This is a genomic window from Streptomyces sp. NPDC002092 (genome assembly GCF_053593775.1).
The window spans coordinates 77263-103555 of the sequence record NZ_JBSFDG010000015.1 but is presented as its reverse complement, the minus strand read 5'-3'; the positions used below and the strand labels follow the sequence as shown (position 1 = coordinate 103555).

Genomic DNA, 26293 nt, shown 5'->3' with positions numbered 1-26293 from the left:
CGTGCACCCGCCCCGTCCACATCCCGGACCTCTCCCAAACCGGCTCGCCTACCCACCCCCCTCCTCCCATACGCTTGTGCCGTGACCCCCGTCGAGCTCTCCCGTACCGTGCTGCGCGCGGTGCGTCGTGCTGTCGACGAGGGGGAGCTGAACGTGGCCGTGCCGCAACGGGTCGTTGTCGTGCCGCCCGGGCCGGGTGGCTGTGGCGACTACGCCACCAACATCGCCCTGCAGCTCGCCCGGCCCGCCGGGCAGCCACCCCGGCGTGTCGCCGAGATCCTGCAGCAGCACCTCGCCCGCACGGACGGCGTCGCGGACGTCGTCGTCACCGGGCCGGGGTTCCTCAACATCAGCCTGCAGGGGGCAACCGCATCCGCATCCGCGGCCGCGCTCACTCGCGAGATCCTCCGCGAGGGCACGGCATACGGTCACAGCGGCGCCCTCGCCGGAGAAGTCGTCGAACTGCGCATCCCGTACGACGTACGGGCCGAAGTCGTCGCGGACGCCCTCGTGCGCATCATCGGCTCACAGGGCGGCCGCGTCGAGGTCGACCATCGCGAGCCGGTGAACCTCCGGCCCGTCCCGGCCCCGGACGACCCGGCACTCCTCGGCCCCGACGCCGCCCGCTGGGCGCTGCTGCACCCCGCCGCCCACGACCGGCCCCGTATCACGGCCGATCATCTGGTCCAGCGCGAGAGCAACCCTCTCTTCCGTGTCCGTTACGCACACGCCCGCACCCGGGCCCTCAGCCGTAACGCCGCCGACCTGGGCTTCACCCCCGAGCCTGGAGACGTAGAGCACCTACAAGAGGACGTGGCCGCCCTGCTCGCCGTCCTTGCCGACCACCCCCGCGTTCTCGCCCGTGCGGCTGCACAGCGCACGCCCGACAGTCTCGCCCGGCACCTCGTCACCGTCGCCGACGCCGTTCTCGCCGTCCTTCCCGTGGTGCTGCCGCGCGGTGACGAGAAACCCTCGGCCGCCCACCGTGCCCGGCTCGCGCTCGCCGAAGCCGCCGGGGCGGTGCTGGCCGGTGGCCTGTTCCTGCTCGGCATCGACGCACCCCGACACCTCTAGAGAGCCAGCAAAGAAGATGAGCCGTTCCGCACACCCCGCCGGGCCCCGGCACGCCGACGTCCTCCCCGAGGGCCACTACTCGGCCCCGCCCACCGACCTAAACGTCCTCGACCCCAAGGTCTGGTCCCAGACGGTCACCCGCGACGAGGACGGCGTGTCCACCGTCGGCGGTATCGACGTGAAGACCATCGCCGAGCAGTACGGCACCCCCGTCTACGTCCTCGACGAGGCCGACTTCCGGGCCCGGGCGCGGGCCTGGCGCAGCGCCTTCGGGGCCGACGCCGACGTCTTCTACGCCGGAAAGGCGTTCCTGTCGCGTGCCGTCGTGCGGTGGCTGCACGAGGAAGGGCTCAATCTGGATGTGTGCTCCGGGGGTGAGCTTGCCACCGCTCTGTCCGCGGGGATGCCCGCCGAGCGCATCGCCTTCCACGGCAACAACAAGTCCGTCGACGAAATCACCAGGGCCGTCGAGGCCGGTGTCGGGCGGATCGTCCTCGACTCCTTCCAGGAGATCGTGCGCGTCGCCCACATCGCGCAGGAACGCGGCAAGCGGCAGCGCGTGCAGATTCGTATCACCGTGGGTGTGGAGGCGCACACCCACGAGTTCATCGCCACCGCCCACGAGGACCAGAAGTTCGGGATCCCGCTGGCCGGCGGGCAGGCCGCCGAGGCCGTGCGGCGGGCGCTGCAGCTCGACGGGCTGGAGCTCATCGGGATCCACAGCCACATCGGGTCGCAGATCTTCGACATGTCCGGGTTCGAGGTCGCCGCGCACCGGGTCGTCGGGCTGCTCAAGGACATCCGTGACGAGCACGGTGTCGAGCTGCCCGAGATCGACCTCGGGGGCGGGCTCGGGATCGCGTACACGAGCGACGACGATCCCCGCGAGCCGCACGAGATCGCCAAGGCTCTCACCGAGATCGTCACGCGGGAGTGCGAGTCGGCCAGGCTGCGCACCCCTCGCATCTCCGTCGAGCCGGGACGGGCCATCGTCGGTCCGACGGCCTTCACGCTCTACGAGGTCGGCACCATCAAGCCCCTCGACAACCTCCGTACCTACGTCTCCGTCGATGGCGGTATGTCGGACAACATCCGCACCGCGCTCTACGACGCCGAGTACAGCGTCGCGCTCGTGTCGCGCACCTCCGACGCCGAACCCATGCTCGCCCGGGTCGTCGGCAAGCACTGCGAGAGCGGGGACATCGTGGTGAAGGACGCGTTCCTGCCCTCGGACCTGGCACCGGGTGACCTTCTCGCCGTGCCGGCCACGGGTGCGTACTGCCGTTCCATGGCCAGCAACTACAACCACGTGCTCCGCCCGCCCGTCGTCGCCGTGAACGACGGCGAGGCGCGGGTCATCGTCCGCCGCGAGACGGAGGAGGACCTCCTGCGTCTCGACGTCGGATGAGGCGGACAACCGGAAAGACCCCCGGGCGGGTGGAAGATCTCCTGTCTTCCACCCCCGTACAAATGAAATAGATGTCTCACGATCCGGACATTCGATAGAAACTCCAGTCCGGTGAGTGAGACTGGTCCAACCGTGACGGTATGAGGAAACGAGGTCGGATGATGCGTACGCGTCCGCTGAAGGTGGCGCTGCTGGGCTGTGGGGTCGTCGGCTCAGAGGTGGCGCGCATCATGACGACGCACGCCGACGACCTCGCCGCCAGGATCGGGGCGCCCGTCGAGCTGGCGGGCGTGGCCGTGCGCCGGCCCGACCGGGTCCGTGAGGGCATCGACCCGAGCCTCGTCACCACCGATGCCACCGCGCTCGTCAAACGCGGCGACATCGACGTCGTGGTCGAGGTCATCGGCGGCATCGAGCCGGCCCGCTCCCTCATCACCACCGCCTTCGAGCACGGCGCGTCCGTCGTCTCCGCCAACAAGGCGCTGCTCGCCCAGGACGGCGCCGCTCTGCACGCCGCCGCCGAGGAGCACGACAAGGACCTCTACTACGAGGCCGCCGTCGCCGGCGCCATCCCGCTGATCCGCCCGCTGCGCGAGTCCCTCGCCGGCGACAAGGTCAACCGGGTGCTCGGCATCGTGAACGGCACCACCAACTTCATCCTCGACAAGATGGACAGCACCGGGGCGGGGTACCAGGAGGCGCTCGACGAGGCCACGGCGCTCGGTTACGCCGAGGCCGACCCCACCGCCGACGTCGAGGGCTTCGACGCCGCCGCCAAGGCCGCCATCCTCGCCGGTATCGCCTTCCACTCGCGGGTGCGCCTCGACGACGTCTACCGCGAGGGGATGACCGAGGTCACCGCGGCCGACTTCGCCTCTGCCAAGAACATGGGCTGCACCATCAAGCTGCTCGCCATCTGCGAGCGGGCCCAGGACGGTGGGTCGGTCACCGCGCGCGTGCACCCCGCCATGATTCCGCTGAGCCACCCCCTCGCCTCCGTGCGCGGCGCGTACAACGCCGTGTTCGTCGAGTCCGACGCGAGCGGGCAGCTCATGTTCTACGGACCCGGTGCCGGCGGTTCGCCCACCGCGTCCGCCGTGCTCGGCGACCTCGTCGCCGTCTGCCGCAACCGGCTCAGCGGGGCAACGGGGCCCGGCGAGTCGGCGTATGCCGCGCTGCCCGTGTCGGGCATGGGTGACGTCGTCACCCGCTACCACATCAGTCTCGATGTTGCGGACAAACCGGGCGTTCTCGCCCAGGTGGCGACCGTCTTCGCGGAGCACGGTGTGTCGATCGATACGGTTCGCCAGCAAGGCCGGCCAGAGGGGGACGGCGACGCATCGCTCATCGTCGTCACCCACCGCGCGTCCGACGCCTCCCTGTCCGGGACCGTCGAGGCGCTGCGCAAGCTCGACACCGTGCGGGGTGTCGCCAGCATCATGCGGGTTGAAGGAGAGTAACCAGCAATGACCCACCAGTGGCGCGGAATCATCGAGGAGTACCGGGACAGACTGCCGGTATCCGACACCACGCCGGTCGTGACGCTCCGCGAGGGCGGCACGCCCCTCGTGCCCGCGCAGGTGCTCTCCGAGCGCACGGGCTGCGAGGTCCACCTGAAGGTGGAGGGTGCGAACCCCACCGGGTCCTTCAAGGACCGCGGTATGACCATGGCCATCACCAGGGCCAAGGAGGAGGGGGCGAAGGCCGTGATCTGCGCCTCCACCGGCAACACGTCCGCCTCCGCGGCCGCGTACGCCGTGCGGGCCGGCATGGTTTCGGCCGTTCTCGTCCCGCAGGGCAAGATCGCGCTGGGCAAGATGGGCCAGGCGCTCGTGCACGGCGCCAAGATCCTCCAGGTCGACGGCAACTTCGACGACTGCCTCACCCTGGCCCGGGCGCTGAGCGACAACTACCCCGTGGCGCTGGTGAATTCGGTCAACCCGGTGCGCATCGAGGGCCAGAAGACGGCCTCCTTCGAGATCGTCGACATGCTCGGCGACGCCCCGGACATCCACGTCCTCCCGGTCGGCAACGCGGGCAACATCACCGCGTACTGGAAGGGCTACAAGGAGTACGCCGCGGACGGCGTCGCCACGCACACCCCGCGCATGTGGGGCTTCCAGGCCTCCGGCTCCGCCCCGATCGTGCGCGGCGAGATCGTCAAGGACCCCTCGACCATCGCCACCGCCATCCGCATCGGCAACCCTGCCTCCTGGCAGTACGCCCTGGCCGCGCGGGACGAGTCCGGCGGCTTCATCGACGAGGTGACGGACCGTGAGATCCTGCGCGCCTACCGGCTGTTGGCCGCGCAGGAGGGCGTCTTCGTGGAGCCGGCGTCCGCCGCGTCCGTCGCCGGACTGCTGAAGGCCGCCGAGCAGGGCAAGGTCGACCCGGGGCAGAAGATCGTGTGCACGGTCACCGGAAACGGCCTGAAGGACCCCGACTGGGCCGTCGCCGGCGCCCCCCAGCCGGTCACCGTCCCGGTCGACGCGGTGACGGCGGCCGAGCGCCTCGGTCTGGCCTGACGAGGGACCTGACGTCGGGCCTGAGGTCGGACCTGACTTCGGGCCTGACGGGGAACTCCCTCCGAGGGGTGCACGGGGGGCTTACGGCACGCATCGTGCGCCTCCTGTGCGCCCTATGTCGCCACAGAAGCATCCTTCGATAGGCTGTACCGAACCCGCCCGCCGCATATGCCTCCGCCCATGGAGCGTCTGGACGGCGCCGCGCCGTCTCCGCGGCCTGAGGGTCTCCCGTACGTACCCGATGTCGTATCGAATTGTTTCGACCATTCGACCATCACGCAGCTCAAGGAGAGTCATCGAGAGATGGCCGGTCCCGCCTTCCGCGCCGCCGCCGTAAGGGTGCGCGTCCCCGCCACCAGCGCCAACCTCGGCCCGGGCTTCGACGCCTTCGGCCTGTCGCTGGGGCTCTACGACGACGTCGTCGTCAGGGTGGCCGACTCCGGGCTGCACATCGACATCGCGGGGGAGGGCAGCGAGACGCTGCCGCGTGACGAGAAACACCTTCTCGTACGTTCCCTGCGCACCGCCTTCGACCTGCTGGGCGGGCAGCCGCGCGGCCTCGAGATCGTCTGCGCCAACCGCATCCCGCACGGTCGTGGCCTGGGATCTTCCTCGGCCGCCATCTGCGCCGGCATCGTCGCCGCGCGCGCCGTGACCATAGGCGGCGAGTCGAAGCTCGACGACACGGCCCTGCTCGAGCTCGCGACCGAGATCGAGGGCCACCCCGACAACGTGGCGGCCTGTCTGCTCGGCGGTTTCACGCTCTCCTGGATGGAGGCGGGCGCCGCCCGCGCGATCAGGATGGACGCCGCCGATTCCATCGTTCCGGTGGTTTTCGTGCCCGGAAAGCCGGTCCTCACCGAGACCGCGCGCGGCCTGCTCCCGCGCACCGTGCCGCACGTCGACGCCGCCACCAACGCGGGCCGTGCCGCCCTGCTCGTCGAGGCCCTGACCAGGCGCCCCGAGCTGCTGCTGCCCGCCACCGAGGACCGCCTCCACCAGGAGTACCGCGCTCCCGCCATGCCGGAGAGCGCCGCGCTGGTGGAGCGGCTGCGGGCCGACGGAGTCCCGGCGGTCATCTCGGGTGCCGGACCCACCGTGCTGGCGCTGGCCGATGCCGACAGCGCCGACAAGGTCGCCCATCTGGCAGGCGAAGGGTGGGCCGCGAACCGGCTCGAACTCGACGCCCAGGGAGCGAGCGTGCTGCCGCTTGCGTCCTGACACACGGTTGCCGGATTTCGAGAGGGGGAATGTTTGTTGGATCCGGTAGTGTTAATCTCAAGTCTGCACCCGACCCCACCATGGCGAGGTGCTTCGTGTCCCCGTCCGGGACAGACATTCTTCCGGGAGCCTCCCAAGCCGCACTGTGTTCCGTACGACGTACGCGGGCAGTACCTCGTACGCGGGCACTGAGCGACTTGCCGGGCACGCTCCGGAATCGGTGCGACCAAGCCACGTGACACCGACACTCGGTGCCACGGCTTTGGGAAGCGCCATCCCAGATATTGCCTCCGCCACCTTTGGCGGACCACCGCCCCGGCACGGTCCACACAGCAAGGACCGAAGCCGGAAGCACAACCGGTCGCCGAGCCAGACAGGCCGACGTCCGCTCCAGGGAAGGACCCTTCGTGAGCGACACCACCGATCTGATGGGCGCACGTGTCGAGGAGACCGCTGCCGCGCCCGCCACGGACGCCTCCGCGCCTGCCACCGGTGCAGGCTCCCGGCGGCGCCGCGGTACCGGCCTCGAGGGCATGGTGCTGGCCGAGCTGCAGCAGGTCGCATCCGGCCTCGGTATCAGGGGCACCGCGCGCATGCGCAAGAGCCAGCTGATCGAGGTCATCAAGGAGGCGCAGGCGGGAGGCGGTGCCGCTCCGGCCAAGGCCGATGCCGCCGCCGAGACCAAGCCCAAGCGCCGCGCCACCTCCAAGGCCCGTACGGGCGAGGACGCCGCTCCCGCCGCCGAGAAGAAGGCGGCCGCCTCGGCCGAGAAGGCCGTGGCCCAGCAGCAGATCGAGATCCCCGGCCAGCCGGCCAGCGAGGACGCTCCCGTCGAGCGCCGTCGTCGTCGCGCCACCGCCGAGGCGGGCAGCCCCGAGACGGTCGCCGCCGAGGCCAAGAGCGAGCCGAAGGCCGAGACGCCCGCCCCGCAGGCGCAGGGCGACGCCGGTGACGGCGAGGGCCGCCAGGGCCGCCGTGACCGCCGGGACCGCGACCGCGGCGGCCGGGACCGCGGTGGCCGCGGCAACAAGGGCGACGAGCAGCAGGGCGGCCAGGGCGGTGGCCAGCAGCGCCAGGACCGTCAGGACCGGGGAGACCGCCAGCAGGGCGGCGCCCGTCAGGACCGCCAGCAGCGCGACAACGGCCCGCAGGACGACGACGACTTCGACGGCGGCCGCCGCGGCCGTCGGGGCCGTTACCGGGACCGTCGTGGCCGTCGTGGCCGTGACGAGATGGGTGGCGCCGAGCCGCAGCTCAACGAGGACGACGTCCTGATCCCGGTCGCGGGCATCCTGGACATCCTCGACAACTACGCCTTCATCCGTACGTCGGGCTACCTGCCGGGTCCCAACGACGTGTACGTCTCCCTCGCCCAGGTCCGCAAGAACGGCCTGCGCAAGGGTGACCACGTCACCGGCGCGGTCCGTCAGCCCAAGGAAGGCGAGCGGCGCGAGAAGTTCAACGCGCTGGTGCGTCTCGACTCCGTCAACGGCATGGCGCCCGAACACGGCCGTGGCCGCCCGGAGTTCAACAAGCTCACCCCGCTGTACCCGCAGGACCGGCTGCGCCTGGAGACCGACCCGGGTGTGCTGACGACCCGCATCATCGACCTCGTCGCGCCGATCGGCAAGGGCCAGCGCGGTCTGATCGTGGCCCCGCCGAAGACCGGCAAGACCATGATCATGCAGGCGATCGCCAACGCGATCACGCACAACAACCCCGAGTGCCACCTGATGGTCGTCCTGGTCGACGAGCGTCCGGAAGAGGTCACCGACATGCAGCGGTCGGTCAAGGGCGAGGTCATCTCCTCGACCTTCGACCGCCCGGCCGAGGACCACACCACGGTCGCCGAACTCGCCATCGAGCGGGCGAAGCGGCTGGTGGAGCTCGGGCACGACGTGGTCGTCCTGCTGGACTCCATCACGCGTCTGGGCCGTGCCTACAACCTGGCCGCGCCCGCCTCCGGCCGCATCCTGTCCGGTGGTGTCGACTCGACCGCGCTGTACCCGCCGAAGCGCTTCTTCGGTGCGGCGCGGAACATCGAGGACGGTGGCTCGCTCACCATCCTGGCGACCGCTCTCGTCGACACCGGGTCCCGCATGGACGAGGTCATCTTCGAGGAGTTCAAGGGCACGGGTAACGCCGAGCTCAAGCTCGACCGGAAGCTTGCGGACAAGAGGATCTTCCCGGCGGTGGACGTCGACGCGTCCGGTACGCGTAAGGAAGAGATCCTGCTCGGCAGCGACGAGCTGGCCATCGTCTGGAAGCTGCGGCGGGTGCTGCACGCGCTGGACCAGCAGCAGGCGATCGAGCTGCTGCTGGACAAGATGAAGCAGACGAAGTCGAACGCGGAGTTCTTGCTGCAGATTCAGAAGACGACGCCCATGCCCGGCAACGGCGACTGAGACACCGCCCTCCGGCACCTGGCAAAAGGCCGTTCATCGTCACATCAGTGACGATGAACGGCCTTTTGGCGCTGAGTGGGATGGGGCGCACCAGGCGCCCCATCCATCACTTGTCTCACTGGGGGACTTTCTTGTCCACATCCCTGTCCGGCAGCGGCCGTCACAGACGCCGGATACGCCTTGCCCTGCCGGTCGCCGCGACCGGCCTCGTCGCGGCCGTCGCCGCCGCGCTGCTGACGTCGTCCGCGAACGCCGCGCCGTCCGCGACACCTCATGCGAAGCCGGCCATGACCTCGCCGTCGCACTCCGAGCTGGAGCGGCGCGTCTCCGGGGCCCTCGCCACCGACGCCGCCATGGGCAAGAAGACGACGAAGTCGTCGAAGACCACCAGCGGCACCTCCAGCGGCCCCAGCGGCAGCACGAGCGCCGGCACCAGTGGCTCCACCATCAGCCCGATGGTCATCGGCGGCACCGACACCGCCATCACCTCGGCGCCGTTCATGGCCCAGCTCTGGTACTACGACGACAAGGGCACCACCGACACGAGCGACGACGTCAGCTTCTTCTGCGGCGGCACCGTCGTCTCACCGACGAAGATCCTCACCGCCTCGCACTGCGTCAAGGGCTTCAACTGGCACGCCTACGGTGCGGTCATCACCGGCACGGACCAGTTGCCGACCACCAACAGCGACGGCAGCACAGACCTGCACGGCGGCACGGTCTCCGGCGTCTGGCGGCAGTGGAACCACCCGTCGTTCACCACGACGACCCACGGCGCCCCCGACAACGACATCGCCGTGCTCACGCTGCCGAACGCCGTCAAGGCGACGCCGGTCCGCATGACGACGTCGACCGACACCGCCTCGTACGCGGGCGGCACCGTCGCCACGCTCTACGGCTGGGGCCGTACCAGCTCCACCAGCAACGACATCGCGCAGACCCTGCAGTCGGCCCAGTTGACCATCCACGCCGACAGCACCTGCACCACCGCCTACGGCTCGGACTACGTCGCGGGCCACATGGTGTGCGCCGGCACGCAGAGCGGCAGCGACACCGGCACCAAGGCGTCCTGCAACGGCGACTCCGGTGGCCCCCTGATCGTCAACAACCGGATCGTGGGCGTCGTCTCCTGGGGAGTCGACAACTGCGTGGCGAAGGGCGACTACAGCGTCTTCACCAAGGTCCGCAGCTATGTCGGCGCCGCCTACCCGCGCATCGACGACACGAACCTGAGCGGCGACTCCAAGGCCGACCTGTTCCTGCGCAACTCCTCCACCAAGACCGGCTACGAGCTGGACTCCAAGGGCACCTCGCTGGCCTCCCGGATCTCCTGGGGCTCCTTCAGCGCCTACAACGTGATCCTGCAGAGCGACCTCAACCGGGACGGCTACCAGGACTTCATCCTGCGCTCCGGCTCCACCGGCGCGGTCTACTGGGAGCACTACGTGCCCGCCAGCAGCTCCTGGACCAAGACGCAGATCTTCAGCAACTGGTCCACCCGCACCCGCATCGTCGCCCCCGGTGACGTCACCGGCGACTACAAGCCCGACCTGCTCTCGGTCGACTCCGGCGGCACCCTGTGGATCTACCCGGGCAAGGGTGACGGCACCTTCGGTACGCCGGTGAAGGTCGGCACCGGCTGGAACCAGTACAACGCCCTGCTCGGCCACGGCGACTTCAACGGCGACGGCAAGGCCGACCTGATCGCGCGTCAGAAGAGCACCGGTTACATCTACCTGTACCGCGGCACCGGCACGGCCGGCTCCGGGGCGTTCTCCAGCCGGATCCAGGTCCGCACCTGGAGCACCACCACGTACAACACGCTTGACGGCGTGGGCGATGTGACCGGGGACGGCAAGGCCGACTTCCTGGCCCGCACGCCCGGCGGCACGCTCTACCTCTACCCGGGCACCGGCCAGGCCTCGAGTGGGATCTTTGCCACAAGAATCTCACTTGGTACCGGTTTCCAGCAGTACGACATCCTCGGCTGAAACCGCAGGTGAGCGGGTTACGCCCGGACATCTCCGTGACGCTCTGTGTCCGTCCTTCCACGGGTCGGGCACAGAGCGTTGTGCAACCCTTTCTCGAGTTTCTCCGTCTGACCCGACGGAGTGACGATGGTGCGGTACGACGCGTATCCGTGACCGACAGGCCTGTCCCTGAAAGCAGGGGGTATCCGACCGGACGAGAACGAGGAGCACATGTCCGCCGAGAGCACGCCGGAACCCGGCATACCGGGAGAGTCCGGCACCAACGGCACGCGCGGCCGGGCCAAGGGCCGTCGCCGCAAGCCCCGCAGCACGCGCCGCAGAGGCCTGCTGATCGCGGCGTGGACCGCCGCGGGCATCGTCGTGCTGGGCGGCACCGGAGCCGGTTACCTGTACTTCAAGCTCAACGGCAACATCAAGAGCGTCGACATCGACTCGGCCCTGGGCACGGACCGGCCGACGAAGGTCGACAACGGCTCCGAGAACATCCTGGTCCTCGGTTCGGACAGCCGCTCGGGCAGCAACAAGAAGCTCGGCGGCGGCACCGACGACGGCAGCGCCCGCTCCGACACGGCGATGATCGTGCACGTCTACAAGGGCCACAAGAAGGCCAGTGTGGTCTCCATGCCCCGCGACACCCTCATCGACCGTCCCGAGTGCACCGACACCCACGGCAGGACACATCCCGCCGAGACCGGCGCCATGTTCAACACCGCGTACTCCACCGGCGGCGCCGCCTGCGCCGTGAAGACCGTGGAGTCGATCACCGGGCTGCGCATGGACCACTACCTCGAGGTCGACTTCAGCGGATTCGAGAGGCTCATCGACGAGCTCGGCGGCGTCCCGGTCACCACGACCAAGGACATCAAGGACTCCCAGAGCCATCTCAACCTCAAGGCCGGCACGCACACGCTCGACGGCGAGCAGGCCCTCGGCCTGGTCCGCACCCGGCACGGCGTCGGCGACGGCTCCGACCTCGGCCGCATCCAGCTCCAGCAGGCCTTCATCAAGGCCCTGGTCGAGCAGGTCAAGCACGTCGGCATCTTCACCAGCCCGAAGAAGCTCTACGACCTCGCCGACACCGCCACCAAGGCCGTGACGACCGACTCCGACCTGGGCGCGGTCAACTCCCTGATGTCCTTCGCCAACGGCCTGAAGAGCATCAGCTCCAGCAACATGCACATGATCACGATGCCGGTCCAGTACGACCCTTCGAACCCCAACCGGGTCATCGTCGAGAAGACGAAGGCCCAGCAGGTGTGGGACGCTCTCAAGAACGACCGCACGATCCCGAAGTCGGCGACTGAAGGAACGGCAAGCGGCGAAGCAAAGGGTGTGGTGAGCGCCCCCTAGGGGGCGGGGCCGTGTCGATGTGCGGCTCCGCCGCGTGGGCGCGACCAACCCCCACCGGCCCGCAGGGAATAGATCGCCCGAGCCCCCGGTTTTGGGGGATGGCCCCAGTCCTGGCAGACTGGTACGTCGGCCCCGGTTCACGCGCCCGCACCCCGCGGAAGCGACCCGGCGCCCTCCCGAAACTAGGAGACACCTTGAAGCGCGACATCCACCCCGAGTACGTCGAGACGCAGGTCAGCTGCACCTGTGGCGCGTCGTTCACCACCCGCAGCACGATCTCCAGCGGCACCATCCGCGCCGAGGTCTGCTCCGAGTGCCACCCGTTCTACACGGGCAAGCAGAAGATCCTCGACACCGGTGGCCGTGTGGCCCGCTTCGAGGCCCGCTTCGGCAAGGCTGCGGCCGGCTCCAAGAAGTAGCTGGCTCCCATTCGCCGGTCCACGGCCGCGCCCTTCACAGGCGCGCCGGGACCGGCGTTTTTGGTCGCCCGCCTTCCCCCTTTTCCACGCAGTACAGGAGCCCAAGATGTTCGAGGCCGTCGAGGAACTCGTCCGTGAGCACGCCGACCTGGAGAAGAAGCTCGCCGACCCGTCGGTCCACGCCGACCAGGCCAACGCGCGCAAGCTGAACAAGCGCTACGCCGAGCTCACCCCGATCGTCGCCACGTACCGCTCCTGGAAGCAGACCGGCGACGACATCGAGACGGCGAAGGAATACGCCGCCGACGACCCCGACTTCGCGGCCGAGGCCAAGGAGCTGGAGAAGCAGCGCGAGGAACTCACCGAGAAGCTGCGCCTGCTGCTCGTGCCCCGGGACCCGTCCGACGACAAGGACGTGATCCTCGAGATCAAGGCCGGCGCCGGCGGCGACGAGTCCGCGCTCTTCGCCGGGGACCTGCTGCGCATGTACCTGCGGTACGCCGAGCGGGTCGGCTGGAAGACCGAGATCATCGACGCCACCGAGTCGGAGCTCGGCGGCTACAAGGACGTCCAGGTCGCCGTGAAGACCAAGGGCGGCCAGGGCGCCACCGAGCCCGGGCAGGGCGTCTGGGCCCGGCTGAAGTACGAGGGCGGCGTGCACCGCGTGCAGCGCGTGCCGGCCACCGAGTCCCAGGGCCGTATCCACACCTCCGCGGCCGGTGTCCTCGTCACGCCCGAGGCCGAGGAGGTCGACGTCGAGATCAACCCGAACGACCTCCGCATCGACGTCTACCGCTCCTCCGGACCCGGCGGCCAGTCCGTCAACACCACCGACTCCGCGGTGCGCATCACGCACATTCCGACCGGAGTCGTCGCCTCCTGCCAGAACGAGAAGAGCCAGCTGCAGAACAAGGAGCAGGCGATGCGTATCCTGCGCTCCAGGCTGCTCGCAGCGGCGCAGGAGGAGGCGGAGAAGGAAGCCGCCGACGCCCGCCGCAGCCAGGTCCGCACCGTCGACCGCTCCGAGAAGATCCGCACGTACAACTTCCCGGAGAATCGCATCTCGGACCACCGCGTGGGCTTCAAGGCCTACAACCTGGACCAGGTCCTGGACGGCGAACTCGACGCGGTGATCCAGGCCTGCGTCGACGCTGACTCGGCGGCCAAGCTGGCGGCTGCCTAAAGGCACCTGCGCACGACCCAGTACGACACGGAGGAATGCGTGAACCTGCTGCTCGCAGAGGTGGCACAGGCCACCCAGCGGCTGGCCGACGCCGGCGTGCCCTCGCCGCGCACCGACGCGGAGGAGCTCGCCGCGTTCGTGCACGGCGTGAAGCGCAGCCAACTGCACTCCGTGAAGGACTCGGACTTCGACGCCCGCTACTGGGAGGTCATCGCCCGGCGCGAACAGCGCGAGCCGCTGCAGCACATCACCGGCCGTGCCTACTTCCGGTACCTCGAACTCCAGGTGGGCCCGGGCGTGTTCGTGCCGCGGCCCGAGACCGAGTCCGTGGTCGGCTGGGCCATAGACGCCGTACGCGCCATGGACGTCGTGGAACCCTGCATCGTCGATCTGTGCACCGGCTCCGGCGCCATCGCGCTCGCACTCGCCCAGGAGGTCCCGCGCTCGCGCGTGCACGCCGTGGAGCTGTCCGAGGAAGCCCTCCAGTGGACCCGCAAGAACGTCGAGGGTTCACGCGTCGACCTGCGCCAGGGCAACGCCCTCGACGCCTTCCCCGACCTCGACGGCCAGGTCGACCTGGTGATCTCCAACCCGCCGTACATCCCGCTGACCGAATGGGAGTACGTCGCTCCCGAGGCGCGGGACTACGATCCCGAACTCGCCCTGTTCTCGGGGGAGGACGGCCTCGATCTCATCCGCGGTCTGGAACGGACCGCACACCGGCTCCTGCGCCCGGGCGGTGTCGTCGTCATCGAGCACGCCGACACCCAGGGCGGCCAGGTGCCGTGGATCTTCACCGAGGAGCGGGGCTGGGCCGACGCGGCCGACCACCCGGACCTCAACAACCGCCCCCGGTTCGCGACGGCCCGCAAGGCACTGCCGTGACCACCCCGACGACCCACTTCCCGATGTACGTGTACGAGGAGGCCCGCTAGATGGCTCGGCGATACGACACCAACGACGCGACGGACCGCACGACCGGTCTGCGCGAAGCCGCGTCCGCCGTCCGCCGTGGCGAGCTCGTGGTCCTCCCGACCGACACGGTGTACGGCATCGGCGCCGACGCGTTCTCCTCGGAGGCGGTCGCCGACCTGCTGGAGGCCAAGGGCCGGGGCCGCAACATGCCCACCCCCGTGCTGATCGGGTCCCCGAACACGCTCCACGGTCTCGTCACCGACTTCTCCGAGCTGGCCTGGGAGCTCGTCGACGCCTTCTGGCCCGGCGCGCTCACCCTCGTCGCCAAGCACCAGCCGTCCCTGCAGTGGGACCTGGGGGACACCCGGGGCACGGTCGCCATCCGGATGCCGCTGCACCCGGTCGCCATCGAGCTGCTGACCGAGGTCGGCCCCATGGCCGTGTCCTCGGCGAACCTGACCGGCCACCCCGCCCCCGAGGACTGCGACGCCGCGCAGGAGATGCTCGGCGACTCGGTCTCCGTGTACCTCGACGGCGGGCCGACGCCCGGCAACGTCCCGTCCTCCATCGTCGACGTCACCCGCCCGGTGCCGGTGCTGCTGCGTGAGGGCGCGATCTCGCCGGACGAGCTGCGGAAGGTCGTACCCGACCTCGAGGTGGCGAATTGACGGCCCCTGACGCGGGGCGTGGCATAGGCAACGGGGTAGAGACGGGGAACCTGTTCGAACAGGGCGTCCCCTTGACCACCTTCCGCATCCTCCACGTCAGCACCGGCAACGTGTGCCGCTCGCCGATCACCGAGCGGCTTACCCGCCATGCCCTGGCGGACCGGCTCGGCGACCCGCTGTGGGGCGGGCTGATCGTGGAGAGCGCGGGCACCTGGGGCCACGAGGGGGCGCCCATGGAGGCCAACGCCGAGGCGGTCCTCGCGGACTTCGGTGCGGACGCCTCCGGGTTCATGGGCCGCGAACTCCTCGACGAGCACGTCATCATGGCCGACCTCGTCCTGACGGCGACCCGCGACCACCGCGCCCAGGTCATCTCCATGGGCCACTCGGCGGGCCTGCGCACCTTCACCCTGAAGGAGTTCACCCGCCTGGTGCGGGCGATAGACCCGGCGACCCTGCCGCCCCTGGAGGACGGCGTGGTGGCACGCGCGCGTGCGCTGGTGCGGGCTGCGGCGGCTCTACGCGGGTGGCTCCTGGCCCCGACCGCCGAGGCGGACGAGGTGTACGACCCGTATGGTGCCCCGCTGACCTTCTTCCGGTCCATCGGGGAGGAGATACACCAGGCGCTGGATCCGGTCGTCACAGCGCTCACCGGGGTACCCGCGAAGGCGTAACAACCGAGCACCTCACCGGTACCGGGCCTACATTGGTCGTACGTCACCGTCGACGCCCCCGGAGCCCATCATGCCGGTCACTCACACCCTCGAGGCCGATGTCCTGCGTCGGCAGGACCCCGAGCTGGCCGAGATCCTGCTCGGTGAGCGCGACCGGCAGTCGACGACACTGCAGCTCATCGCCGCCGAGAACTTCTCCTCGCCCGCGGTGCTGGCCGCGCTGGGTTCGCCGCTGGCCAACAAGTACGCCGAGGGGTACCCGGGCGCCCGCCACCACGGCGGCTGCGAGATCGTCGACGTCGCCGAGCGCCTCGCCGTGGACCGCGCGAAGGCCCTCTTCGGCTCCGAGCACGCCAACGTGCAGTCCCACTCCGGGTCTTCGGCCGTCCTCGCCGCGTATGCGGCCCTCCTGCGGCCCGGCGACACCGTCCTCGCCCTCGGCCTCCCGTACGGCGGCCACCTCACCCACGGCTCGCCCGCCAACTTCTCCGGCCGCTGGTTCGACTTCGTCGGCTACGGCGTCGACGCCGAGACCGGGCTCATCGACTACGACCAGGTGCGCACCCTCGCCCGTACGCACCGGCCCAAGGCGATCGTGTGCGGTTCCATCGCCTACCCCCGGCACATCGACTACGCCCTCTTCCGCGAGATCGCCGACGAGATCGGGGCGTATCTCATCGCCGACGCCGCCCATCCCATCGGGCTCGTCGCCGGGGGAGCGGCGCCGAGCCCGGTGCCGTACGCCGACGTGGTCTGCGCGACCACGCACAAGGTGCTGCGCGGGCCGCGCGGCGGGATGATCCTGTGCGGCGGCGAGCTCGCCGAGCGGGTCGACCGGGCCGTCTTCCCCTTCACCCAGGGCGGCGCGCAGATGCACACCATCGCCGCCAAGGCCGTCGCGTTCGGCGAGGCGGCAACCCCGGCGTTCAGGTTGTACGCCCATCAGGTGGTCGCCAACGCCCGGGTGCTGGCGGCTCGGCTGGCCGCCGAGGGCCTGGTCGTCACCACCGGCGGCACGGACACCCATCTGATCACCGCCGACCCGGCGCCCCTCGGCGTCGACGGACGCACCGCGCGCGGCCGCCTCGCCGCGGCCGGAATGGTGCTGGACTGCTGTGCGCTGCCGCACGGGGACGCCCGAGGCCTGCGGCTCGGCACGGCGGCCGTGACCACGCAGGGGATGGGAGAGGAGGAAATGGCATCGATCGCCGCCCTGCTGGCGGCTGTGCTGCGGGGCGGGACCGAGAGCCAGAAGGCGCGTGATCAGGTGCGCGAGCTCACCGGTAGATTTCAGCCGTACACCGGCTGAGCGGGGGTAGACGCACCTGCGTACCACTGGGTGCAGCCTGCGTGCACAGGCACGCGTGCAACCATCGTCGCTACCCGGCAGTCCCCATTCATATGCGTGCGTCGCTAGGGTGTGGGGCTGAGATGGCCAGCGAGACCTGTGGGGAAGCCTGTGCGTGAATACCTGCTGACGCTCTGCATCACGGCCGCGGTGACGTATCTGCTGACAGGGCCGGTACGTAAGTTCGCGATCGTGGCCGGAGCAATGCCGGAGATCAGGGCCCGTGACGTGCACCGGGAGCCCACTCCGCGCCTCGGCGGGATCGCCATGTTCTTCGGGCTGTGCGCGGGGCTGCTGGTCGCGGACCATCTCACCAACCTCAACGAGGTCTTCGAGAAGTCCAACGAACCGCGGGCGCTGCTCTCCGGAGCGGCGCTCATCTGGCTCATCGGCGTGCTGGACGACAAGTTCGAGATCGACGCCCTGATCAAGCTGGGCGGCCAGATGATCGCCGCCGGCGTGATGGTCATGCAGGGTCTGACGATCCTGTGGCTGCCGGTCCCCGGCGCCGGCACCGTCGCGCTGACCCAGTGGCAGGGCACCCTGCTGACGGTGGCGCTGGTCGTCATCACCATCAACGCGGTCAACTTCGTGGACGGCCTGGACGGCCTCGCCTCCGGCATGGTGTGCATCGCCGCCGCCGCGTTCTTCATGTACGCCTACCGCATCTGGTACTCGTACGGCATCGAGGCCGCCGCCCCCGCGACGCTGTTCGCGGCCATCCTGATGGGCATGTGCGTGGGCTTCCTGCCGCACAACATGCACCCGGCGCGCATCTTCATGGGCGACTCGGGTTCGATGCTGATCGGGCTGGTGCTGGCCGCCGGCGCGATCTCGATCACAGGCCAGGTCGACCCGGACGCCATGAAGCTGTTCGCCGGGTCCGAGCGCAACACCGTGCACCAGATGGTGCCCGTCTACATCCCGCTGCTGCTGCCGCTCACGATCATCGCGATCCCCGCCGCCGACCTGGTGCTGGCCATCGTGCGCCGCACCTGGCGCGGCCAGTCGCCGTTCGCCGCGGACCGCGGGCATCTGCACCACCGGCTGCTGGAGATCGGGCACTCGCACAGCAGGGCCGTCCTGATCATGTACTTCTGGTCGGCGCTGATCGCCTTCGGTGCCCTCGCCTACTCGGTCAACTCGGCCTCCATGTGGATCGTGCTGGGCATCGTGTTCCTCTGCGCCATCGGCCTGCTGCTCCTGCTGCTGCCGCGCTTCACGCCGCGCGCCCCGCGCTGGGCCGAGCACTTCGTGCCGCCGCGCTACCGCCGCCGCAGGGCCGTCGCCGAAACCGCGTCGACCCCCGCGCACCCGGCCGCAGTCGAAGAGGAGCAGCTCCCTCCGGTCGCGGCCGGTGTGGCGGGGGTGAACGGTGCGACCGCTCTGGGCGCCCGTCCGCGCTTCCTGGACCGCCGCAAGGCCGGTACTTCGCGTTGACTCGGCAAGGTAAGAATCTGACTAGAGCATTGCCAACTCGTGGGGGAGCAAAGCCCCCCAATATCAGACAAGCCGGTTCGGTTTCTGCACAGACGCGCACTGTCACTCTCATGTGTGACAGCAAGCACACCTACTAGGTAAAGACCGCATCAAATAGTTTGTGATACGGTTCACGAGAACCCCGGAGAGAGCTGAAGGGCCGTAGTGCGACGGTCCATTGGCCGTGAGTTCCCCTCTCGATCCGGGACTACGCTCGTCCATGACGACACCTGCCCCCCTGTGAAAGCGGAGTTGCCGCCATGCCGTCCAATGACGCCCGGAACCTCTTGCAGACCGCTGTGCCCACAGCGGCTGTCGGCGCGATTGCCGTCGCCGTCAGCGCTGCGGTCGCCGGCGGCAAGGGTGCGCTCGGCGCGGCGGTCGGCACACTGCTCGCGATCCTGTTCATGGGAATCGGTCTGTACGTCCTGCAGTGGACGGCAAAAACGCTCCCGCAGTTGTTCCAGGCCATGGGGCTGATGCTGTACGTCGCTCAGCTCCTGCTGCTCCTGATCTTCGTGGCCGTCTTCAAGGACACCACCCTCTTCAATGCGAAGACGTTCGCCGTCTCGCTCGTCGTCGCGACTGTCGTGTGGATGGCTGCGCAGGCTCGTGCGCATATGAAAGCCAAGCTTTTCTACATCGACCCCGACTCCGAGAAGAGTGGAAAGTCCGAGAAGACAGGGTCGTCGTCGTGAGGGATAGGGGCGGGATAAAGGCTTGTGAGATCTCCTGCTATCGTCCGGTGCCAACTGCGGCATCGCGGGCGCGGGCATCTGAGCTGACGCCTGATCGATCGCGAGGCTTGATGCCCCCCAGCCGCCCTCACATCCGTAACACCAGTCCAGTGCCGACCCGCGGCTGCGCGCCGCGCCGACACAACGAGGTTGCCGTACCCATGCGTCACGCCGAAGGAGCCCGCGGTGAGTGCTGACCAGACCCAGCTCGCCTTTGACTGGAGTTGTCGGATCATGTCCGACAACGGGTGTGGCTTCCCGGCCCCGGGCCTGCAGTCCTTCCTGTTCAAGCCGATGGCCACGGTCGGCGGGTTCGAGTTCAACAAGGTGATGCTGCTCGCGCTCATCACCACGCTGCTCGTCGTCAGCTTCTTCTGGGCGGCCTTCGGCAAGGCGAAGGTGGTCCCGGGCAAGCTGCAGATGGTCGGCGAGGCCGGTTACGACTTCGTGCGCCGCGGCATCGTCTACGAGACGCTCGGAAAGCGCGAGGGCGAGAAGTACGTCCCGCTCATGGTCTCGCTGTTCTTCTTCATCTGGATCATGAACGTCTGGTCCGTGGTCCCGCTGGCGCAGTTCCCCGTCTCGTCGATCATCGCCTACCCGGCGGTGCTGGCCGCGGTCGTCTACGTCACCTGGGTCTCCCTGACCTTCAAGAAGCACGGATTCGTCGGGTTCTTCAAGAACGTCACGGGCTACGACAAGTCGCTCGGCGCCGTGCTGCCGCTCGTGATGGTCATCGAGTTCTTCTCGAACCTGCTGGTCCGCCCGTTCACGCACGCGGTGCGACTCTTCGCCAACATGTTCGCCGGCCACCTGATGCTGGTGATGTTCACCGTCGCCTCCTGGTACCTGCTGAACGGCGCGATGGTCCCGGCGGCCGGTGTCTCCTTCGTCATGACCATGGTCATGATCCTCTTCGAGCTTTTCGTGCAGGCCGTCCAGGCGTACGTGTTCGTGCTCCTTGCCTGCTCCTACATTCAGGGCGCTCTCGCCGAGCACCACTGAGCCGAGCAACACCCGCCCGCAACCCCCGAGACGTCCGGTGGCCAACCCCCACCGGTCCATGAAAGAGAAGGAAGAACCGGCATGTCCGCTCTTGAGACCCTCGCTGCCACCACCGGTGTCCACGGCTCCGTCGGCTCCATCGGCTACGGCCTCGCCGCCATCGGCCCCGGCGTCGGCGTCGGCATCATCTTCGGTAACGGCACCCAGGCCCTGGCCCGCCAGCCCGAGGCCGCCGGTCTGATCCGCGCCAACCAGATCCTGGGCTTCGCCTTCTGTGAGGCGCTCGCCCTCATCGGCATCGTTATGCCGTTCGTGTTCGGTAAGTAATTCCGCCTTACTGACACGCATCGACGAAAGGCACTGATGTGATCGCCAACCTGGTACAGCTGGCGGCCGAGGAGACCGAGCAGAACCCGCTCGTTCCCCCGGGCCCCGAGCTGCTCGTCGGCGCCATCGCCTTCGCCATCGTGTTCTTCTTCTTCTGGAAGAAGCTGCTCCCGAACATCAACAAGGTTCTGGAGGAGCGCCGCGAGGCGATCGAAGGTGGCATCGAGAAGGCCGAGGCCGCTCAGGTCGAGGCGCAGAGCGTTCTCGAGCAGTACAAGGCCCAGCTCGCCGAGGCCCGGCACGAGGCCGCGCGTCTGCGCCAGGAGGCGCAGGAGCAGGGTGCCGCGCTGATCGCCGAGATGCGCGCCGAGGGCCAGCGGCAGCGCGAGGAGATCGTCGCCGCCGGCCACGCGCAGATCGAGGCCGACCGCAAGGCCGCCGCGTCCGCGCTGCGGCAGGACGTCGGTCACCTCGCAACCGAGCTGGCCGGCAAGCTCGTCGGTGAGTCCCTCGAGGACCACGCCCGGCAGAGCCGCGTCATCGACCGCTTCCTCGACGACCTCGAGGAGAAGGCCGAGGCCACCCGATGAACGGAGCGAGCCGCGAGGCCCTGGCAGCCGCACGCGAGCGCCTCGACGCGCTGACGGACTCCACGTCCGCCGACGCGACGAAGCTCGCCGACGAGCTGGCCGCCGTCACCGCGCTGCTCGACCGCGAGGTGTCGCTGCGTCGGGTCCTGACCGACCCGGCGCAGGCCGGTGAGGCGAAGGCCGAGCTGGCCCAGCGCCTGCTCGGCTCCCAGGTCGGCGGGGCCACTGCCGACCTGGTGTCCGGCATGGTGCGCTCCCGCTGGTCGCAGTCCCGTGACCTGGTGGACGCGCTGGAGGAGCTGGCGGACACCGCCGAGCTCACCGCCGCGCAGAAGAGGGGCGCGCTCGACGATGTGGAGGACGAGCTGTTCCGCTTCGGGCGGATCGTCTCGTCGAACACCGGGCTGCGTTCCGCGCTCACCGACCGCGCCGCCACCACCGCGGCCAAGATCGAGCTGCTGCACCGGCTGCTCGGCGGCCGGGCCGCTGAGTCGACCGAGCGTCTTGTGACGCGCCTTGTTACCGCGCCGCGGGGACGTAGCCTTGAGGCGGGACTGGAGTCCCTGTCCAAGCTCGCCGCCCAGCGCCGGGACCGGCTGGTCGCCGTCGTCACCTCGGCGGTGCCGCTGAGCGACTCGCAGAAGCAGCGCCTGGGCGCCGCTCTCGCGAAGCTCTACGGCCACAAGATGCACCTCAACATCGACGTGGACCCCGAGGTCCTCGGCGGGATCCGGGTGCAGGTCGGCGACGAGGTCATCAACGGCTCGATCGCGGACCGCATCGAGGACGCCGGCCGCCGTCTGGCGAGCTGAGCAGCAACTTCATAAGCAGAACAGCAGTACAGCAGTACGTACCTACGGCCCGGTTGGGTCGTGCAGAGGATTCCTGGGGGTCGCCCCCAGACCCCCAAGTTGAAACTTCGGGCCCAACAAGGAGAGCAGGGAACCCAGATGGCGGAGCTCACGATCCGGCCGGAGGAGATCCGGGACGCGCTGGAGAACTTCGTCCAGTCGTACAAGCCGGACGCGGCCTCGCGCGAGGAGGTCGGTACGGTCACCCTTGCCGGCGACGGCATCGCGAAGGTCGAGGGTCTGCCCTCGGCCATGGCCAACGAACTGCTGAAGTTCGAGGACGGCACCCTCGGCCTCGCGCTGAACCTGGAAGAGCGCGAGATCGGCGCCATCGTCCTCGGTGAGTTCAGCGGTATCGAGGAGGGTCAGCCGGTGCAGCGCACCGGTGAGGTGCTCTCCGTGGCCGTCGGCGAGGGCTACCTCGGCCGCGTCGTCGACCCGCTCGGCAACCCGATCGACGGCCTCGGCGAGATCGAGACGTCCGGTCGCCGCGCCCTTGAGCTGCAGGCCCCCACGGTCATGCAGCGCAAGTCGGTGCACGAGCCGATGGAGACCGGCTACAAGGCCGTCGACGCGATGACCCCCGTCGGCCGCGGTCAGCGTCAGCTGATCATCGGTGACCGCCAGACCGGCAAGACCGCCCTGGCCGTCGACACGATCATCAACCAGCGCGACAACTGGCGCTCGGGCGACCCGAAGAAGCAGGTCCGCTGCATCTACGTCGCCATCGGCCAGAAGGGCTCCACCATCGCGTCGGTCCGCCGCGCGCTGGAGGAGAACGGCGCGCTGGAGTACACGACCATCGTCGCCGCCCCCGCGTCCGACCCGGCCGGCTTCAAGTACCTTGCGCCGTACACCGGTTCGGCCATCGGCCAGCAGTGGATGTACGAGGGCAAGCACGTCCTGATCATCTTCGACGACCTGTCGAAGCAGGCCGACGCCTACCGCGCCGTGTCGCTGCTGCTGCGCCGCCCGCCGGGCCGTGAGGCCTACCCGGGTGACGTCTTCTACCTGCACTCCCGTCTGCTGGAGCGCTGCGCGAAGCTCTCCGACGACATGGGCGCCGGCTCGATGACGGGTCTGCCGATCGTCGAGACCAAGGCCAACGACGTCTCGGCGTTCATCCCGACCAACGTCATCTCCATCACCGACGGCCAGTGCTTCCTGGAGTCGGACCTGTTCAACGCCGGTCAGCGCCCCGCGCTGAACGTCGGTATCTCCGTCTCCCGAGTCGGTGGTTCCGCGCAGCACAAGGCGATGAAGCAGGTCGCGGGCCGTCTGCGCGTGGACCTCGCCCAGTTCCGTGAGCTGGAGGCGTTCGCCGCCTTCGGTTCCGACCTGGACGCCGCGTCGAAGGCGCAGCTGGAGCGCGGTCAGCGCATGGTCGAGCTGCTGAAGCAGGCCCAGTACCAGCCGATGTCCACCGAGAACCAGGTCGTCTCCGTCTGGGCCGGCACCACCGGCAAGATGGACGACGTCCCGGTGGCCGACATCCGCCGCTTCGAGAAGGAGCTCCTGGAGTACCTGCACCGCAAGGAGCAGGGCCTCATGACCTCCATCCGCGAGGGCGGCAAGATGTCGGACGACACCCTCACCGCTGTCGCCGACGCGATCGCCGAGTTCAAGAAGCAGTTCGAGACCTCGGACGGCAAGCTTCTCGGCGAGGACGCCCCGGCCGCCGCCAAGTGACGTAAGGAAGGGACCTGACTCATGGGAGCCCAGCTCCGGGTCTACAAGCGTCGCATCCGATCCGTCACCGCGACCAAGAAGATCACCAAGGCGATGGAGATGATCGCCGCCTCGCGCGTCGTCAAGGCGCAGCGCAAGGTGGCGGCCTCCACGCCGTACGCGCAGGAACTGACGCGTGCGGTCACGGCGGTCGGTACCGGCTCGAACACCAAGCACCCGCTGACCACGCAGGCCGAGACGGTCACGCGGTCCGCGGTGCTGCTCCTCACGAGCGACCGTGGTCTCGCCGGTGCCTTCAACTCCAACGCCATCAAGGCGGCGGAGCAGCTCACCGAGCGGCTGGAGCGCCAGGGCAAGGAGGTCGTCGTCTACATCGTCGGCCGCCGCGGCCTCGCGCACTACAACTTCCGTGAGCGCAAGGTCGCGGAGTCGTGGACCGGCTTCACCGACGAGCCCACGTACGCGGACGCCAAGAAGGTCGCGGCGCCGCTGATCGAGGCCATCGAGACCGAGACGGCCGAGGGCGGCGTGGACGAACTCCACATCGTCTTCACCGAGTTCGTGTCGATGATGACGCAGACGGCGCTCGACGACCGTCTGCTGCCGCTCAGCCTCGAAGAGGTCGCCAAGGAGGCCACGCCGCAGGGCGAGATCCTCCCGCTGTACGACTTCGAGCCGTCGGCGGAGGACGTCCTCGACGCCCTGCTGCCGCGCTACGTGGAGAGCCGTATCTACAACGCGCTCCTCCAGTCGGCCGCTTCGAAGCACGCCGCCACGCGGCGCGCGATGAAGTCGGCGACCGACAACGCGGGAGAGCTCATCACCACGCTCTCCCGACTTGCCAACGCGGCCCGCCAGGCCGAAATCACCCAGGAAATCAGCGAGATCGTCGGTGGCTCCGCAGCCCTGGCCGACGCGACCGCGGGGAGTGACCGCTAATGACCACCACTGTTGAGACCGCGACGGCCACGGGCCGCGTCGCCCGGGTCATCGGCCCGGTCGTCGACGTGGAGTTCCCCGTCGACGCGATGCCGGAGATCTACAACGCGCTGCACGTCGAGGTAGCCGACCCGGCCAACGCCGGCGAGAAGAAGACGCTGACCCTGGAGGTCGCCCAGCACCTGGGTGACGGCCTGGTCCGCACCATCTCCATGCAGCCCACCGACGGTCTGGTCCGCCAGGCCGCCGTCACCGACACCGGCAACTCCATCACGGTGCCGGTCGGCGACTTCACCAAGGGCAAGGTGTTCAACACCCTCGGTGAGGTACTGAACGTCGACGAGAAGTACGAGGGCGAGCGCTGGGGCATCCACCGCAAGGCCCCGAACTTCGACGAGCTCGAGTCGAAGACCGAGATGTTCGAGACCGGCGTCAAGGTCATCGACCTGCTGACCCCGTACGTCAAGGGCGGCAAGATCGGTCTGTTCGGCGGTGCCGGTGTCGGCAAGACGGTGCTCATCCAGGAGATGATCTACCGCGTCGCCAACAACCACGACGGTGTCTCCGTGTTCGCCGGTGTCGGCGAGCGCACCCGTGAGGGCAACGACCTCATCGAGGAGATGTCGGACTCCGGCGTCATCGACAAGACCGCGCTGGTCTTCGGCCAGATGGACGAGCCCCCGGGCACCCGTCTGCGCGTGGCCCTCGCGGGTCTGACCATGGCGGAGTACTTCCGCGATGTGCAGAAGCAGGACGTGCTGTTCTTCATCGACAACATCTTCCGCTTCACGCAGGCCGGTTCCGAGGTGTCGACCCTGCTCGGCCGTATGCCCTCCGCGGTGGGCTACCAGCCGAACCTGGCCGACGAGATGGGTCTCCTCCAGGAGCGCATCACCTCGACCCGTGGTCACTCGATCACCTCGATGCAGGCGATCTACGTCCCCGCGGACGACCTGACCGACCCGGCCCCGGCCACCACCTTCGCCCACCTCGACGCGACGACGGTTCTCTCCCGTCCGATCTCCGAGAAGGGCATCTACCCGGCCGTGGACCCGCTGGACTCCACGTCCCGCATCCTGGACCCGCGCTACATCGCGCAGGACCACTACGACGCCGCCATGCGCGTCAAGACGATCCTGCAGAAGTACAAGGACCTCCAGGACATCATCGCGATCCTCGGTATCGACGAGCTCGGCGAGGAGGACAAGCTCGTCGTCCACCGTGCCCGTCGCGTGGAGCGCTTCCTGTCCCAGAACACCCACGTCGCCAAGCAGTTCACCGGCGTCGACGGGTCGGACGTCCCGCTGGACGAGTCGATCGCGGCCTTCAACGCGATCTGCGACGGCGAGTACGACCACTTCCCGGAGCAGGCGTTCTTCATGTGCGGCGGCATCGAGGACCTGAAGGCCAACGCCAAGGAGCTGGGCGTCTCCTGAACTCCCTGAGTTCGAATTGAGCCCTACGGCTCATGTGTGAGGGGGCGGGGTACGTCCCG

The 26293-nt window shown here is 69.0% G+C and carries 23 protein-coding genes; all 23 read left to right on the top strand.

Annotated features, from left to right (window positions below):
* The first annotated feature begins 81 nt into the window (after positions 1-81).
* Positions 82-1074, top strand: coding sequence for an ArgS-related anticodon-binding protein NrtL (gene nrtL / locus ACWCRD_RS31435; RefSeq protein WP_450969134.1), 993 nt, complete (start codon positions 82-84; stop codon positions 1072-1074).
* 16 nt (positions 1075-1090) lie between these two features.
* Positions 1091-2482, top strand: coding sequence for a diaminopimelate decarboxylase (gene lysA, locus ACWCRD_RS31430; protein ID WP_450969133.1), 1392 nt, complete (start codon positions 1091-1093; stop codon positions 2480-2482).
* A gap of 161 nt (positions 2483-2643) precedes the next feature.
* Positions 2644-3942, top strand: coding sequence for a homoserine dehydrogenase (locus ACWCRD_RS31425; RefSeq protein WP_450969276.1), 1299 nt, complete (start codon positions 2644-2646; stop codon positions 3940-3942).
* Positions 3943-3948: 6 nt separating this feature from the next.
* Complete coding sequence (thrC, locus tag ACWCRD_RS31420) at positions 3949-5007, top strand: threonine synthase (protein ID WP_030928687.1); 1059 nt, start codon at positions 3949-3951, stop codon at positions 5005-5007.
* 303 nt (positions 5008-5310) lie between these two features.
* A complete protein-coding gene (thrB, locus tag ACWCRD_RS31415; protein ID WP_450969132.1) occupies positions 5311-6228 on the top strand; it encodes a homoserine kinase in 918 nt (305 codons plus the stop codon).
* Positions 6229-6635: 407 nt separating this feature from the next.
* The gene (gene rho, locus ACWCRD_RS31410) at positions 6636-8633 is read left to right on the top strand and encodes a transcription termination factor Rho (protein WP_450969131.1); all 1998 of its coding nucleotides are present in this window, start codon (positions 6636-6638) and stop codon (positions 8631-8633) included.
* A 131-nt stretch (positions 8634-8764) separates the two neighbouring features.
* Positions 8765-10624 (top strand): trypsin-like serine protease, encoded by a 1860-nt coding sequence (locus ACWCRD_RS31405; RefSeq protein ID WP_450969130.1) that lies wholly within the window; start codon positions 8765-8767, stop codon positions 10622-10624.
* A 210-nt stretch (positions 10625-10834) separates the two neighbouring features.
* On the top strand, positions 10835-11974 hold the full coding sequence (locus ACWCRD_RS31400) for an LCP family protein (RefSeq protein ID WP_450969129.1): 1140 nt from the start codon (positions 10835-10837) through the stop codon (positions 11972-11974).
* Positions 11975-12168: 194 nt separating this feature from the next.
* Positions 12169-12393 (top strand): 50S ribosomal protein L31, encoded by a 225-nt coding sequence (gene rpmE / locus ACWCRD_RS31395; RefSeq protein ID WP_019753312.1) that lies wholly within the window; start codon positions 12169-12171, stop codon positions 12391-12393.
* A gap of 106 nt (positions 12394-12499) precedes the next feature.
* Positions 12500-13576, top strand: a complete 1077-nt coding sequence (gene prfA / locus ACWCRD_RS31390) for a peptide chain release factor 1 (RefSeq protein WP_450969128.1) — start codon at positions 12500-12502, stop codon at positions 13574-13576.
* A gap of 39 nt (positions 13577-13615) precedes the next feature.
* Positions 13616-14461, top strand: coding sequence for a peptide chain release factor N(5)-glutamine methyltransferase (gene prmC / locus ACWCRD_RS31385; RefSeq protein ID WP_030928668.1), 846 nt, complete (start codon positions 13616-13618; stop codon positions 14459-14461).
* 50 nt (positions 14462-14511) lie between these two features.
* On the top strand, positions 14512-15159 hold the full coding sequence (locus ACWCRD_RS31380) for an L-threonylcarbamoyladenylate synthase (protein ID WP_450969127.1): 648 nt from the start codon (positions 14512-14514) through the stop codon (positions 15157-15159).
* Positions 15156-15833 (top strand): arsenate reductase/protein-tyrosine-phosphatase family protein, encoded by a 678-nt coding sequence (locus tag ACWCRD_RS31375; protein ID WP_450969126.1) that lies wholly within the window; start codon positions 15156-15158, stop codon positions 15831-15833. Before ACWCRD_RS31380 ends, ACWCRD_RS31375 begins: the two co-directional genes overlap by 4 nt.
* Before the next feature lie 70 nt (positions 15834-15903).
* Complete coding sequence (locus ACWCRD_RS31370; RefSeq protein WP_450969125.1) at positions 15904-17142, top strand: serine hydroxymethyltransferase; 1239 nt, start codon at positions 15904-15906, stop codon at positions 17140-17142.
* Positions 17143-17292: 150 nt separating this feature from the next.
* Positions 17293-18621 (top strand): MraY family glycosyltransferase, encoded by a 1329-nt coding sequence (locus ACWCRD_RS31365; RefSeq protein ID WP_450969124.1) that lies wholly within the window; start codon positions 17293-17295, stop codon positions 18619-18621.
* A 299-nt stretch (positions 18622-18920) separates the two neighbouring features.
* Positions 18921-19358, top strand: coding sequence for a hypothetical protein (locus ACWCRD_RS31360; RefSeq protein WP_344399119.1), 438 nt, complete (start codon positions 18921-18923; stop codon positions 19356-19358).
* A gap of 273 nt (positions 19359-19631) precedes the next feature.
* Positions 19632-20402, top strand: a complete 771-nt coding sequence (atpB, locus tag ACWCRD_RS31355; protein ID WP_450969275.1) for a F0F1 ATP synthase subunit A — start codon at positions 19632-19634, stop codon at positions 20400-20402.
* An 81-nt stretch (positions 20403-20483) separates the two neighbouring features.
* The gene (locus ACWCRD_RS31350) at positions 20484-20729 is read left to right on the top strand and encodes an ATP synthase subunit c family protein (protein ID WP_115905876.1); all 246 of its coding nucleotides are present in this window, start codon (positions 20484-20486) and stop codon (positions 20727-20729) included.
* 38 nt (positions 20730-20767) lie between these two features.
* On the top strand, positions 20768-21319 hold the full coding sequence (locus ACWCRD_RS31345; protein WP_450969123.1) for a F0F1 ATP synthase subunit B: 552 nt from the start codon (positions 20768-20770) through the stop codon (positions 21317-21319).
* Positions 21316-22131, top strand: coding sequence for a F0F1 ATP synthase subunit delta (locus ACWCRD_RS31340; RefSeq protein WP_450969122.1), 816 nt, complete (start codon positions 21316-21318; stop codon positions 22129-22131). Before ACWCRD_RS31345 ends, ACWCRD_RS31340 begins: the two co-directional genes overlap by 4 nt.
* Before the next feature lie 138 nt (positions 22132-22269).
* Complete coding sequence (gene atpA, locus ACWCRD_RS31335) at positions 22270-23859, top strand: F0F1 ATP synthase subunit alpha (RefSeq protein ID WP_123967494.1); 1590 nt, start codon at positions 22270-22272, stop codon at positions 23857-23859.
* 21 nt (positions 23860-23880) lie between these two features.
* Positions 23881-24798, top strand: a complete 918-nt coding sequence (locus ACWCRD_RS31330; protein ID WP_450969121.1) for a F0F1 ATP synthase subunit gamma — start codon at positions 23881-23883, stop codon at positions 24796-24798.
* Entirely contained in the window at positions 24798-26234 is a 1437-nt protein-coding gene (gene atpD / locus ACWCRD_RS31325; RefSeq protein WP_365839588.1) for a F0F1 ATP synthase subunit beta, read from the top strand. Before ACWCRD_RS31330 ends, atpD begins: the two co-directional genes overlap by 1 nt.
* Positions 26235-26293 lie beyond the last annotated feature (59 nt).